Source organism: Microcoleus sp. B4-C1 (assembly GCF_036705285.1).
Classification (GTDB): Bacteria; Cyanobacteriota; Cyanobacteriia; order Cyanobacteriales; family Microcoleaceae; genus Microcoleus.
In genome coordinates this window covers 54,708-67,112 of the sequence record NZ_JAUBUC010000023.1, presented here as the reverse complement: position 1 = coordinate 67,112, position 12,405 = coordinate 54,708, and the positions used below count along the sequence as shown (strand labels likewise).

Sequence of the window (12,405 nt, the reverse complement as noted above, 5' to 3'; positions counted from 1 at the left end):
GCATCTCGATCAATAGAACTTACCCTATTTTTTAAGAATAAACTTAGGTGGAAATTATTAATAGATTAACCTACAATCCTCCCCTGGCTGCGATCGAACTGCGACTGCGATCGCTCCTTTCCGCCCAACTGTACGCTGCTGCGTGGGTAGATCCGTCCCCCGCAACGCTAATGGGGGTTTTCGATCACCTGCGAACTCTGCGCTACATCCTCCACGACTACGTGCCCAGGCCCGTGTCCGAATCTCCGCCCAACCCAGGCGAGGTGCGCTACCAGTGGCAAACAGGCACCTTGCTGTTCACGGATTTGGCAGGGTTTACCTCGCTGTTGGAAGCGAACGCTACCCAGGGGCGCAAGGGAGCTGAAACCCTGCTGGGCGTGATTAACGACTATTTTGCCTCAATGATTGAAATTGTCAGCAAATCGGGCGGGGATTTGCTGGAGTTTACCGGAGATGCGATGCTGGTGCAGTTTCCGTCAGGAGTTTACCAAGAGGATACAGCGAGGGCGGTGCGGGCGGGTTTGCGGATGCAGCGGGCGATGGCTGAATTTGCCAATATTGAAACGGCGCGGGGTGTTTTGTCTTTGAGGATGCGGGTGGGCATCCACTGCGGGCGCTATATTAGTGCTGACATTGGTACGCCGCTGCGGATGGCTCACGTACTGCTGGGGCATTCAGTCCAGCAAGCCAAGCAAGCTGAGGGTTCTGGGACTGTGGGGCGGGTGTGTGTGACTGAAACTGCTAGAGAGTCTTTGGGAGAGCAATTTCGTTTTGAACCTGGGAAGCAGGGTTATTTTTTGGTGGCGGACGATTTAACGGACGATCGACTCGGAGAGTATGATATCACTTTGACTGGGCGGCGGATGCCGAGTTCGGTCTTGCTCGATCGCAGCGTTGCGGGCTTGGTAAAAGAAATCGGGGAAGCTGTGAATCGGCTTGAACCCCTTGCTAGTTATATTCCCAAAACTATCCTGAGACTGCTGGTGGAAAATGCAGACAGGCGGAAAATTCCGCCGGATTTTCCTGAACCGACGGTGATGTTTGTCAACTTGATTGGTTTACCAGAGTCTGTAGACAAAGCTTCGCTGGAGGAAGAAGTCAATCTGATAGTGGCTTTTTCTAGGGTGTTTGCGTCGATCGATGCTGTAGTCTCAGCTAAAGGAGGCGTGTTGCAAAAAGTAACGGCGCACTTAGACGGTTCGGATATGCTGATTTATTTTGGCGTGCCCGACGCTAACAGGGATGACGCCAGCCGCGCGGCTAGTGCGGCGATTGCGATCCGAGATATGATTGCAGGTTTGCCTCTGGTAATTATCGCGGGTGAAGAAGTAAAAGTAAGCTGTCAAATTGGGCTATCCCTGGGGCCGGTGTTTGCTGCTGAGGTTGGGGAACCGCGAGGGCGCAGGGAGTTTAATATTCTCGGCGATACGGTGAATACGGCGGCTCGGTTGATGAGCAAGGCGGGGGAAAACCAAATTTTGATTGGTGAAAGGGTGTGTGAGTCGATCGAGCTAAACTTTATTTGCGAGGCTTTGGGATCTGTTGCTCTGAAGGGGAAATCTGCTCAAACTCCGATTTTTGCTTTGCAAGGTGCAAAAGGGGAGAAGGGGAAAGGGGGCGTTTAAATAACTTTGCGGGGTAATAGTTGTGCCGCTGACACAAGGGATTTATTGAAAACTTACAACTCCTCAATTGTGACCAGTCCACCTTCTGTAAACTGCACAACCAGTTCATATCCATCCAGCAAAGCAGTTCCAAGTAGAGGTCTTGCTCCTGTTGCAAGTACGCGGACATCTCGCTCCTCTGCATTCCAAAGAATCGTAGCGGTATGCACCGGAAGCACTACATTGCTATTGTCAGCCAGATTCGCACGCATATTGTACTCAAAAGGCAACCCCAAGATAGATACAACTTCCAGGGGTAAGCAGAGAAAGTCGGTAAATCCTGTGTCTATCACAAATTCAATTGTAACGTCGGGTCGATCGGGCAAACGAAATGGTACAGAAACCGTCGCGTGCCTATCGGTTACGATTCCGGAAATCACTCTGAAACCCGCTCCATCACTCCACCAATTGCAGCCGCAACCTTGTACCCAATCCGAATCCCAAAGAACCGACCGTTCGGATTCTTTTTCCGCAACTGCCGTGCGGATTCTAAACCCATTTTGTCTACTGCATAATCGCCTGTTTCGATATCAATAATGACCATTTTGCCAATATTCTCTTCTCGCTCTACTTCTTGACGGATTTGCTCATCGTACAGCTTCTGAGCACGCTTCGCCACTTCTTCGCTGCCCAGCAGAATGGAGCTTTGCATATTTCACCTTTCGATCGCGATATTAATCAAATTCTAGCGCCTCTGTTCAGCTTTTTTATAATACATCATAAGAAAAACCGCCGCGAAAGTCACTCGCAGAGACTAAACTCCGATGGATACTTCACAGTTCCGCTGCAATCCTGCAAGGCTCCGCTTTCTAACTCCAACACCATAAATGCTTCATCGGGCACATCATATTCACATCCCAAATTCTTTCTACTAGCAGGAATGAACCCAAAACGCGGATAAAAATCTGGATGACCGAGCACAACCACTGCCTGAAATCCCGCTCGCCCGCACTCTTTTAAACCCTCCTGAATCAGCAGCGTTCCTATACCTTGCCGCTGGTATTCTGGAAGAACTGCGACTGGTGCCAACCCCAGAATCGACAAATTTCTAGAACATTTTCCTGCGACGACAACCGGACTGAATAAAATGTGTCCGACAATGCGATCGGATTCTACCGCAACGAAGGAAAATGTAGATGCAATTCCCCGCAATCGATCGACTAAGTTAGCCTCATTTTCTCGCCCGAATGCCAGAATATTAATATTCCGAACAGCTTCCACATCTTCTGGCTTTTCGGTACGGATATCCATAGCTTATATTGATTGATTGTTCTAGCAACTAACAGTCTATTATTGCGGTACAAGCTGACCGGAAGACAATCGCTTAATGCCCTCCATTGCTGTAGTTTCTCCGGCTTTATCACCGCCCTCGCGGGCAATTTTTAAAGCTCCCTCGTAGGATTCTAGAGCTTGAGGATATTGACCGAGACTTTCATGAATTGCGCCCATATTGTTGAGCAAGCGTCCGATACTTGTCTGGTCACCAATTGCTTCTAACATCGGTATTGCTTGCTGAAAATAGATCAGCGCTTGAGTATCTTTGCCGAGTTTGCGAGAGGTAAGTGCCATGTTGTTGAGGAGGCGGCCGACGCCAGCCCGGTCTCCGATTTCCCGGCGAATTGCTAAAGCTTGGTGGTAAAATTCCATCGCTCTATTAAAGTCGCCGATGTTGTAGTAGACGCCACCCATGTTATTGAGGGTACGGCCTAAATCGCGCTGATCGCCGACGGCCGTGCGAATTGTCCGCGCTTGCTGGTAAAATTCGATCGCCTTGGCGTAATCTACCTGTTCTGTGTACACGGCCGCGATGTTGTGGAGGGATTCTCCAATTTCAATTTGGTCGTCGGTAGTTTTGGCAAGTTCCAAAGCTTCTTGGTGCAGTTTCATCGCTTCGGAAAAATTGTCACCCATCCGGTTGACGAAACCGATGAGATTGAGAGTCCGCGCAATACGACGCCCTCCGCTGATTTCTCGGTGAATGACTAAAGCTTGCCGCAAAACTTCCAAAGCTTCGGTCCTCAAACCCATTTCGCCATAAACTTCCCCCATATTGTTGAGGGTTTCGCCGATTCCGGCTTGGTCGCCGAGTTGCTTGCGGATTGCCAAAACTTGCTCAAAAGTCTCGATTGCTTCTCGAAACAAACCCTCGCGGTGCTGTTTGACTCCTGTTTCAAAGAGTTCGTCTGCTTGCGTTTTGGGGTCAGTTGCCTGAGCGAGATCGCTCGCTTGGGCGCGCCTCGCATTTATAATTGGGCCATAAGCCCGGGCGTCTGAAATTGCCAGCAGGCTGAGTGCGGGCGATAAGACAATACTTATAGCTGCGAGATAGCTGAAGTGGTAAGAGCGGCGGTGCACCGATCGAGTCCTCCAATAGCTAAGTGATAACTATTAAGATAGAGCTTTTTGGGGTGTTCCTGCCAATTTTTTTCTCCATCTCTAGGTTCTGATACCAGTTTCAAAAAAGAAGGCAACTGTAGACCCGTGCTTCAAACCCATACACAATCAGTCATTCCCAATTCTTCAATCCAAAATCTAAAATCTAAAATCTAAAATCCCATGACTGGGTTTTTGTCTTGCCAGACGGCCATAATCAGCGGCTTATTGTTGAGAGCGGATATGACAGCAAAGTTTTTGCTGGGTGGAAGCGATACTTTTTCAGAACTTTGCAAGATGATGTCCTGTTGGTCAACCGTGATCCAAGCAATTCCTGACAAAACTTGAATTTCTCGATGAGTTTGAGGCAATCTGTATACCTCGTTTTCCATCAGAATAATGCGATCTGGCGCTGCACATTCGGAAGATATTTGAAGCATAGCATCTCCTACTTGGTAATTGGTAATTGCTAATGGGTAATTGCTAATGGGTAATTGCTAATGGGTAATTGCTAATTGAGGGCTGTATTTCACTTGATTTCCCCGCAACCCACACACTACTATTGGCAATAACGCCGATCGATCCAAGCGCGCATTTCATCATCCGTCGCCACGCAGGTAGAGCGACCTGTAGCCCGATCGCAACCGTGCCACCAAGTGTTACCATAGCGATCGCACGTCTGCCAAATTCTCAGTTCGTCCTCACTCGAAATGAGGTAGAGCAAAAACTGCCCAATTTTTTTTATTGCTAAAAAGAGAGATGGCCCTTTATGTTTTTCGGATGGGTTAGCTCGATCGGTCATCGAAAAAATTTGGATACTTGGGGTATCGATTGGATTTTTGCAAGTAGACATATCCCACACCTTCAACTTATATTTTCCACAAGATTTGCACTAATTAAGATTACAATAAATGCTTAAAATTGTAATAGTCTCAGCGCAATTACAGCCCACTATTGTTGGCGTAAAATTCCTGTGAAAGTCAATCTCTTATCTAATAAATTCACCTTAACTCTTTGGTTATTGACAATCAAATCATTGCTTGCATAGATTGTATGAATAAAATAGATAGATTGACGATCGGGCAAAAAGGCTATGAATGAAATCAATACGCGGCGGATGAAACTCTCTCAAATTCAGGCTTTGATAGCCGTAGCAGAGTGTGAAAACTTTAGCGAGGCGGCTTTGCAATTGGAACTGTCCCAATCCGCCATCAGCCACGCCATCGCCTCTTTAGAAACAGAATTGGGAGTGCAACTGTTCCACCGGGGGCGACACGGTGCTCAACTGACGCCGGTGGGGGAAAGGGTAGTGAGTCACGGGCGTCAAATAGCCTGTGCCTTAGAAATGATGGTAAAAGAAGCGGATTTGGAAAAAGGTTTGCAGGGAGGCCAGGTACGGATAGTTACTTTTCGGAGTGTCGCCACTCATATCCTACCGGGTATTATTGCTAAATTTCGCAGTTGCTTTCCCAAAATTACGGTCAGCATTACCGAAGTTTATTATACTCAAGCTGTAGAAGAAGCTTTGCGATCGGGCAAAGCAGACATCGGCTTTGTCTCTCTTCCCATCTCCGATGAATTTGAAACTAGAGAAATTTTGCGGGATAAATATCTGGTTTTGCTGCCGCCGAAGGCGCAATGTAAAACTGCTAAGATTACCTGGGAAGAATTAGCGAATTATCCGCTGATTTTGCAGCCGATTGAAAATGCTTGTTCGATACCGCTTCGCAAGTATTTGACGACTGCGGACTTTCCCATAAATATCGGTTACGAACTCAGCGAAGATTCAACGATTGTCAGTATGGTGATGCAAGGTTTGGGTGCAGCTATTCTGCCCCGTTTGGCCGCGGAACCGATACCATCTTCGGTGAAAGTTTGCAGTTTACCGTCGGATTTTGAGAGGGTAATCGGGGTGGCTGTTTTGAGGGATGGGCTGTTAATTCCGGCCGTGTTTGCGTTTTTGGATTTAGTTAAAAGTGCCCCAGAGGTTGATAGTGAGGGTGAGTTTCCGATTAATCCTTCATGAGAAACCTCAGTCAGTTGTTATTGGTTATTGGTTAGATTGGGATTTTGTTACCGCAGATATCAGCGGACTGACACAGATGAACGCGGAGGGGATTTTATCTGAGTTCATCTGCGGTTAAAAAAATGGCATAAAATAGTACGATCGCTGATTGCCTATTTCATGCGCTTTGCAACAAGACTAGAACTGTCGCCTTGGTGGAATTTGATTCGACCATCTACCGAGTTTTTATCCTTTAATTTGAGCCAACCGCTACCAGATGCAGCATCGTTCTCGTCATTACCGTCCCATGTAAACTCAAATCGCTGATCCTTTCCATCTTTTACGACTTCGCCGTCAATGTCACCTGATACTAAACCGAATTGAAATTCTCCTGAACCTGCTTCATCAATCTCGATATAGGCTTCAACTTCCATGTCCAAATAATCACTATCCCACATTGCCATCTCTGTGATCCGCCATGTACCGCTATATTCCATTGCTTTCATCCTCCACTTGTATTAATATTCGTCATCTCTCTCACCCAGTTGCGGAAATTCACCTCCGCTTCTACTTCATCTACCTGCGCTGCTGCCAAGAATTCGTAGAGCTTTTCCTTGGGCACGATCGGAAAAGTGGGGCTGACAGATACTTCCAAATACTCATCGTTCTCTAGCTTATAAATTCGCCATTCTCTACCATTGTACCGCCAAAACTCCGGTACTCCCATACTGGCATAGAGAGCAGGCTTGTTAATATCGGTATGGGTGATATCTATTTCTACGACTAAATCGGGTGGCGGATCTGTTGCTAAATCTACTGTACGACCGGCGACGAGGGGCTGATTTTGGATGTAATAGGCATTATCTGGTTCTGCACCGCGCTCTAAGTCCGATCGATCGAGGGTGGTCGAACCCATTGTTTTGATTTTTAAACCTAGCTCTACTACCAAAATCCGAATCAAAAGTTCGATTAAGCGTGCTGAAAATTCGTGTTCTTCTAATGGCATGGTAATTTCTAAAATCCCTCGATCGAATATCAATGTAGCCACTCGGTTATCGCCCAAAATCTGTAGCAGTTGTTGATAACCCTGCCAAGTAATATTTCTCAACACTACTCGCTTTTCGCCTATGAGTAACTGAGGTGCGATCGGTGCAACAGAAATCATATTTTTTACTTCCAGCTATGATCTTTCTAAGATAACATAAGGAACAGGCAAGATGCCTGTTCCACACACAAATTATTATTGAACAGGCAAGATGCCTGTTCCACACACAAATTATTATTGAACATTGAACAGGCAAGATGCCTGTTCCACCACACACAAATTATTGAACAGGCAAGATGCCTGTTCCACCACACACAAATTATTAAACAGGCAAGATGCCTGTTTCACAACACACAAATTATTGATTGTGGAACGGGCATCTTGCCCGTTCTTAAAAATACTCAACACATTCTATTTACTCTTATCTGTTCTCTGTCGCAAAATAAATTCCGCTAGTGCTAAATCTACGGGCGTTGTGACTTTCAAATTCGTCTCTTCTCCCTCCACAATTTGCACTGGTAAACCGCATTTTTCAAACAAAGCCGCATCGTCGGTAACTTCCCAACCTTTTTGTCGCCCTTCTTCGTGACACTGCTTTAACAATTTCACTTCAAATCCTTGGGGAGTCTGGGCTGCCCACAAATTGCTTCTGTCTGGGGTGTCTCGCACGATCCGACGCTCATCTACGACCTTAATCGTATCCTTGACCGGGACGGCGACAATCAAGCCTGGACAGGTCAAGAGGGCCTCTGCAGATCGATCGAACAATTCAGCAGTTGCCAAACACCTCGCGCCGTCGTGAATCAACACTCGATCGGCATTCGGCGGCAAAGCCTGCAAACCGTTGTAAACTGACTCTTGCCTGGTAGCGCCACCTTGAATCAGTTCCACGGGCTTAACCAAAGATAAATCGCTCAGAATGGCTTTAAAATCAGGAAAATCGTCTGGCTGACCCATGATGCCAATCCAGCTAATGTGCTGCGAAGCTTCAGCCGCAGCCAAAGTCCAACTCAGCAAAGGTTTAGAGAGCAAAGTCAGCAGCAGTTTGTTCCGCTGACTCCCCATCCGTCGTCCCGAACCTGCTGCAGGAATTAATAAGTGCATTTACTAACCGTTTTTAACCCAACTAGATATATATAATAAGAGCGTCCTGTACTTTTGAGTCAGTTGTTTAGCTGTCAGCCAGTAGCTTTTAAGGTCTAGAAATACTATAAGCTGATAGTTGAGAGCCGATCTCTGAGAGCTACCTCGATCAATAATAGCCCGATCGTTTATGATGCGAATACTAGCACTTGTCCCTGGCGGGATTGGCGACCAAATTTTATTTTTCCCCACTCTTGATGACCTCAAGCAGTCTTATCCCGACGCGCAAATTGATGTCATCGTGGAACCGAGGGCAAAAAGTGCTTACCGAGTCTGCAAGTCCGTCAAAGAAGTCTTGACGTACAATTTCAAAGACCGCAACGCTATGGCAGATTTGGGCAATTTACTGGGCGTAATTCGCGATCGCGAATACGAAGCAGTTATTTCCCTCGGCCAGCGGTGGACTGTAGGGTTGCTGCTGTGGCTGACCGGCATTCCGCAGAGAGTTGGCTATTCGGGAACCAACGGCGCTCGATTTCTCACTGCTGCAGTACCGCTGAAAACTGAACAGTACGCCGCTTCAATGTACCATGATTTGCTGCAAGGATTTAACATTACAAATCCTTGTCCGGCGATCGCAATTAATGTACCTAAACAGGACATTCAGTGGGCGGAAGCCGAACAGCAGCGGTTGGGAATCAAAGAAAGCGGTTACATTCTAATTCACGGCGGTTCGAGTCAATTAGCTGTGTCTAAAGGTATTGACAAAATTTACCCTACAGACAACTGGAAGCAAATAATTGAAGATTGTCAGCAGCGGCAGCCGAATTTGCCAGTTGTTGTTGTGAAAGGCCCCGAAGATGCAGACTTCGTGAAAAAGTTAGTCGAGTCATGTCCGAATGTAAAAGTTATCTCGCCGGATGATGTCGGCAAGTTGGCTGCCACCATTGCTGCTGCTAATTTGATGATATGTACGGACAGTGCGCCGATGCACTTAGCTGTGGCGGTTCAAACTTATACAATAGCTTTGTTTGGCCCGACTGAACCGGCGAAATTGTTGCCAAAGGGCGATCGATTTTTGGGCATTAAATCTCCTACTGGCAAAATGGCAGACATCTCTCCTCAAGATGTTTTAAAGAAGGTTTGGGGCGGCTAAGAACTAGGATATCTTAGCTGGTTCCCAGGCCGTGCCTGGGAACCCCTATCTAGAGGCTCTGCCTCGCTGCTTGTGTGCGCTTCACAGGAGCCAAGCCGGGGGACGAGGAAAGAAGTTGGGGAGCTAAAACTCGATGTTAGTCTTCCAAATCATCCATCATCTGCTGCATTTCCTTCTTCTTTTGCTTGGCAAACTCAACGCTGCCCAAACTTGTCAACAATCCGCCCGAAGCAGTGAGAGTAGCCTCTGAGATTTTCTCACAAAATAGAAGTGCGATCGATCCGAAAGTAACCATTGCCGATGCGGCGGTGACAAAAAGGGCAAGATTGTAGCTTTGGCGAACTTGCCGCAATGATTCTCGCAGCATTTCTTTCTTAATTTCGCTATAATCTTCATCAGGTTGCGAGTTGCCGAATAAGTTAAAGTTCATAACTGTTTCCTTTCCTAAATACTGATAAGTTTTTGTTTCTACAATTACTCTACCCAAGCCAACAGCGAGAGTCTAGGGCAGATAGGGCGAGTTTAAATTTATGCTTTGCCCTAATTTTTGGGGCAGATAGGGCAGGAGATTACAACCTATCTGCCCTAGACAGACAGAAATATTTAAATTAGGATTTACGAATGGGGAATCAGAAACCGGGTTTTTACGAAAATACTTCCCACTCACCCGTAGATTCGGGTAAAAACCCGGTTTCTTTGGTCGGACTGCGTAAGTTTGGACTGTCGGATTTTCCCGAAGTCCGCCAGGGAATTAATTCCCTGGCTAATAGCAAAAGTCGGTTGAAACCGACTAAAATACTAATCTTTAGTCGTCTTCAGACGACTTTCGGACTGTCGGATTTTCCCGAAGTCCGCCAGGGAATTAATTCCCTGGCTAATAGCAAAAGTCGGTTGAAACCGACTAAAATACTAATCTTTAGTCGTCTTCAGACGACTTTCGCTATGAGACAGGGAATTCATTCCCTGTCGGACTGTCGGACTGTCGGATTATCGGATTATCGAATTATCGAATTAAGTGAAAAACTAACAACCATACCTAACAACCTACTATGCGCCCATCCGATAAAGTTCAATCGAGTGAAACTGGAAAACGCAAGCTCAAAGAATCATACAAGCAAGCTAACCTGACGATAGAAGAACTAGCGACAAAAGCTACGGTTTCCACTGACACAATTCAGCGCTTACTCGGTACAAGAAAATGTCTTAATGGCGTAGAAAGATGGGCAGTCGAGAATAAGCTGTTCGGCATTTAAAGGGCTTGCGTAAGGTGCGTCAGCATCTAAGGTTTTCCGTTTCAGCGTAAGGGTTCTAGCTGACGCACCCTACTAGCCTCGTTACTGGTTTAAATGCTCCACAGCTTATTGCTAAAGCATTAGGAATAGAACCGACAGATATTGTCGATCCAAAAGATTGGAATGCCGAAAATTCGCTGCCGCCAGAGTTTGAATCACTCATAGCAGAAAAAATTAAGACTTTTTGCGGTCGCCAATTTGTTTTTAAGGCTTTTCAGGACTTTATTAAGGAAAATCCTCACGGTTATTTTACAATAATCGGGGATGCGGGAATGGGCAAAAGTTCCATTGTTGCCAAATACGTCTCCGAACATAAATCTCCCTGCTATTTCAATATTCTCGTCGAACGCCGCAACAGACCAGAATTGTTTTTGAAGAGCATTCGCCAGCAATTAATTGACCGCTATCAATTGCCAAATTCAGAAGATGCCGATTTACCGACGTTACTGGCAAAGGTGACGGGAAAACTCACTGCTGGCGAACGTTTGGTAATTGCAGTTGATGCACTGGATGAAGTCGAACAAGAAGCGGGAGAAAATCTTTTACATTTACCGACAACTCTGCCAGATAACGTTTATTTCCTGCTGACTAGGCGACCTTATCACCTCGGTAAAAAGCGACTGTCTGTATCTCCGGGAGTTCCGGTCAAAGAATTAGATTTGAGAGATGACCAGTATGTCAATTTTAATCAAAATGATATCAAAGAGTATATTTTATTTGTTATAAATGCCGATTCTGACTATAAGCATGGACTGAGAAAGTGGATTCAAGAGCAGGACATTCTTGATGCAAATTTTGTCGAACAATTGGCAAACAAAAGCGAAAATAATTTTATGTATTTGCGCTATGTTTTGCCAGCAATTGCTAAGGGCGATTACAATGACTTAAGTTTAAAGCAATTGCCAGACGGGCTGCAAGAGTATTATCAAAACCACTGGGTGCGGATGGGGCTGGAAGATAAGCCTGGGCAATTGATGGAGATTGTCTTGTATATTTTGTTAGAGATTGGAACGCCGATTCCCCGCGAGATGATTGGTGGAATTGCTAAGGAAGATGAATACGACGTAAAAGTGGTTTTAGATGAGTGGGTGGAGTATTTGAAAGAGCAGAAGGTAGACGGAGAAATCTGCTACGGCATCTATCATGCTAGTTTCCTTGACTTTCTGAAAGCAAAACGGGAGATGGATTCAAAGCGGAAGCTCTTTCGGGAAGTAAATCAACGGATTACTGAGTATTTAGAACAGGGGATGGCGTGAGATGAGAGAATTTGCTGACAAGTTAGCAGGCGAAAAACTTTTCTTTCAACGTGCTTATCTGGGCAGCTTACTGCCAAATTATGTCAAGTCGGAAAATTTAGAAAAATATTATCAAACGCTGACAGATATCAACTTTCTAATGGCAAAGATTCAGCATCCTGAGTTTGGACTGCAGGCACTGATTGATGACTTCAAGTTGGTTGACGATTCCGAAGCATTAAGTCACCCAGAGTACAACTCAGAAAAAGTTAAAGCCCTGAACTTGATTCAAGCGGCACTGTGGAAGTCAGCGGATATTTTGACTCTAGATAAGACGCAACTCGCAGAGCAATTGTTAGGGCGCTTGCTGCACTTTAACATTCCGGCAATTCAGGGAATGGCAGAGGTAGCTAAGCAGTGGAAAGCAGCACCTTGGTTGCGTCCTTTGACATCTTGTTTAACTCCCCCTGGCCGGGGACTGCTGCGTACTCTCAATGGTCATACCAGTTCGGTAAATGCAGTCGCCGTCACTGCTGATGGCAAGCGGGTGAT

16 protein-coding genes and 1 pseudogene are annotated in these 12,405 nt (G+C 46.1%); 6 read left to right on the top strand and 11 right to left on the bottom strand.

Features of this window, described 5'->3' with window-relative positions; genetic code table 11:
• The first annotated feature begins 47 nt into the window (after positions 1-47).
• Complete coding sequence (locus tag QUB26_RS11995) at positions 48-1,625, top strand: adenylate/guanylate cyclase domain-containing protein (protein ID WP_333240298.1); 1,578 nt, start codon at positions 48-50, stop codon at positions 1,623-1,625.
• 53 nt (positions 1,626-1,678) lie between these two features.
• Here QUB26_RS11995 and QUB26_RS11990 read toward each other — a convergent pair whose 3' ends face one another.
• From QUB26_RS11990 to QUB26_RS11965, 6 genes are all read right to left on the bottom strand, one after another.
• Positions 1,679-2,044, bottom strand: a complete 366-nt coding sequence (locus QUB26_RS11990) for a clan AA aspartic protease (RefSeq protein ID WP_333240300.1) — start codon at positions 2,042-2,044, stop codon at positions 1,679-1,681.
• Complete coding sequence (locus QUB26_RS11985) at positions 2,041-2,316, bottom strand: hypothetical protein (protein ID WP_333240302.1); 276 nt, start codon at positions 2,314-2,316, stop codon at positions 2,041-2,043. The genes QUB26_RS11990 and QUB26_RS11985 overlap by 4 nt, the downstream gene beginning before the upstream one ends.
• Positions 2,317-2,405: 89 nt before the next feature.
• Positions 2,406-2,915, bottom strand: coding sequence for an N-acetyltransferase (locus QUB26_RS11980; protein WP_333318144.1), 510 nt, complete (start codon positions 2,913-2,915; stop codon positions 2,406-2,408).
• 39 nt (positions 2,916-2,954) lie between these two features.
• The gene (locus QUB26_RS11975) at positions 2,955-4,019 is read right to left on the bottom strand and encodes a tetratricopeptide repeat protein (RefSeq protein ID WP_333318142.1); all 1,065 of its coding nucleotides are present in this window, start codon (positions 4,017-4,019) and stop codon (positions 2,955-2,957) included.
• Positions 4,020-4,210: 191 nt separating this feature from the next.
• Positions 4,211-4,477: a hypothetical protein gene (locus QUB26_RS11970; RefSeq protein WP_333240305.1), complete on the bottom strand. Its 267-nt coding sequence runs from the start codon at positions 4,475-4,477 to the stop codon at positions 4,211-4,213.
• Between the two features lie 119 nt (positions 4,478-4,596).
• A complete protein-coding gene (locus QUB26_RS11965; protein ID WP_333318140.1) occupies positions 4,597-4,890 on the bottom strand; it encodes a hypothetical protein in 294 nt (97 codons plus the stop codon).
• Positions 4,891-5,130: 240 nt separating this feature from the next.
• Here QUB26_RS11965 and QUB26_RS11960 point away from each other — a divergent pair, with 240 nt between their 5' ends.
• Positions 5,131-6,063 carry a LysR family transcriptional regulator gene (locus QUB26_RS11960; protein ID WP_333318138.1) on the top strand — a complete coding sequence of 311 codons (933 nt, stop codon included), beginning with the start codon at positions 5,131-5,133 and terminating at the stop codon, positions 6,061-6,063.
• Between the two features lie 152 nt (positions 6,064-6,215).
• Here the strand turns inward: QUB26_RS11960 and QUB26_RS11955 are convergent, their stop codons facing one another.
• From QUB26_RS11955 to ispD, 4 genes are all read right to left on the bottom strand, one after another.
• Positions 6,216-6,539 (bottom strand): hypothetical protein, encoded by a 324-nt coding sequence (locus tag QUB26_RS11955; RefSeq protein ID WP_333302730.1) that lies wholly within the window; start codon positions 6,537-6,539, stop codon positions 6,216-6,218.
• Between the two features lie 5 nt (positions 6,540-6,544).
• Positions 6,545-7,207, bottom strand: a complete 663-nt coding sequence (locus QUB26_RS11950) for a Uma2 family endonuclease (RefSeq protein ID WP_333240313.1) — start codon at positions 7,205-7,207, stop codon at positions 6,545-6,547.
• A gap of 114 nt (positions 7,208-7,321) precedes the next feature.
• On the bottom strand, positions 7,322-7,495 hold the full coding sequence (locus tag QUB26_RS11945) for a hypothetical protein (protein ID WP_333302728.1): 174 nt from the start codon (positions 7,493-7,495) through the stop codon (positions 7,322-7,324).
• A 3-nt stretch (positions 7,496-7,498) separates the two neighbouring features.
• On the bottom strand, positions 7,499-8,191 hold the full coding sequence (gene ispD / locus QUB26_RS11940; protein WP_333240317.1) for a 2-C-methyl-D-erythritol 4-phosphate cytidylyltransferase: 693 nt from the start codon (positions 8,189-8,191) through the stop codon (positions 7,499-7,501).
• Between the two features lie 172 nt (positions 8,192-8,363).
• Here ispD and QUB26_RS11935 point away from each other — a divergent pair, with 172 nt between their 5' ends.
• Positions 8,364-9,326, top strand: a complete 963-nt coding sequence (locus QUB26_RS11935; RefSeq protein ID WP_333240400.1) for a glycosyltransferase family 9 protein — start codon at positions 8,364-8,366, stop codon at positions 9,324-9,326.
• 136 nt (positions 9,327-9,462) lie between these two features.
• Here the strand turns inward: QUB26_RS11935 and QUB26_RS11930 are convergent, their stop codons facing one another.
• Entirely contained in the window at positions 9,463-9,756 is a 294-nt protein-coding gene (locus tag QUB26_RS11930) for a TRADD-N-associated membrane domain-containing protein (RefSeq protein WP_333240319.1), read from the bottom strand.
• A 619-nt stretch (positions 9,757-10,375) separates the two neighbouring features.
• On the opposite strand from QUB26_RS11930, the gene QUB26_RS11925 reads away from it, so the two are divergent.
• The 3 genes and pseudogenes from QUB26_RS11925 to QUB26_RS11915 all read left to right on the top strand — a co-directional run.
• The gene (locus QUB26_RS11925) at positions 10,376-10,579 is read left to right on the top strand and encodes a hypothetical protein (protein WP_333318136.1); all 204 of its coding nucleotides are present in this window, start codon (positions 10,376-10,378) and stop codon (positions 10,577-10,579) included.
• A gap of 59 nt (positions 10,580-10,638) precedes the next feature.
• Positions 10,639-11,874 carry an AAA family ATPase gene (locus QUB26_RS11920; RefSeq protein ID WP_333318160.1) on the top strand — a complete coding sequence of 412 codons (1,236 nt, stop codon included), beginning with the start codon at positions 10,639-10,641 and terminating at the stop codon, positions 11,872-11,874.
• A 1-nt stretch (position 11,875) separates the two neighbouring features.
• Positions 11,876-12,405, top strand: a pseudogene (locus QUB26_RS11915) (hypothetical protein); the annotation flags it as partial.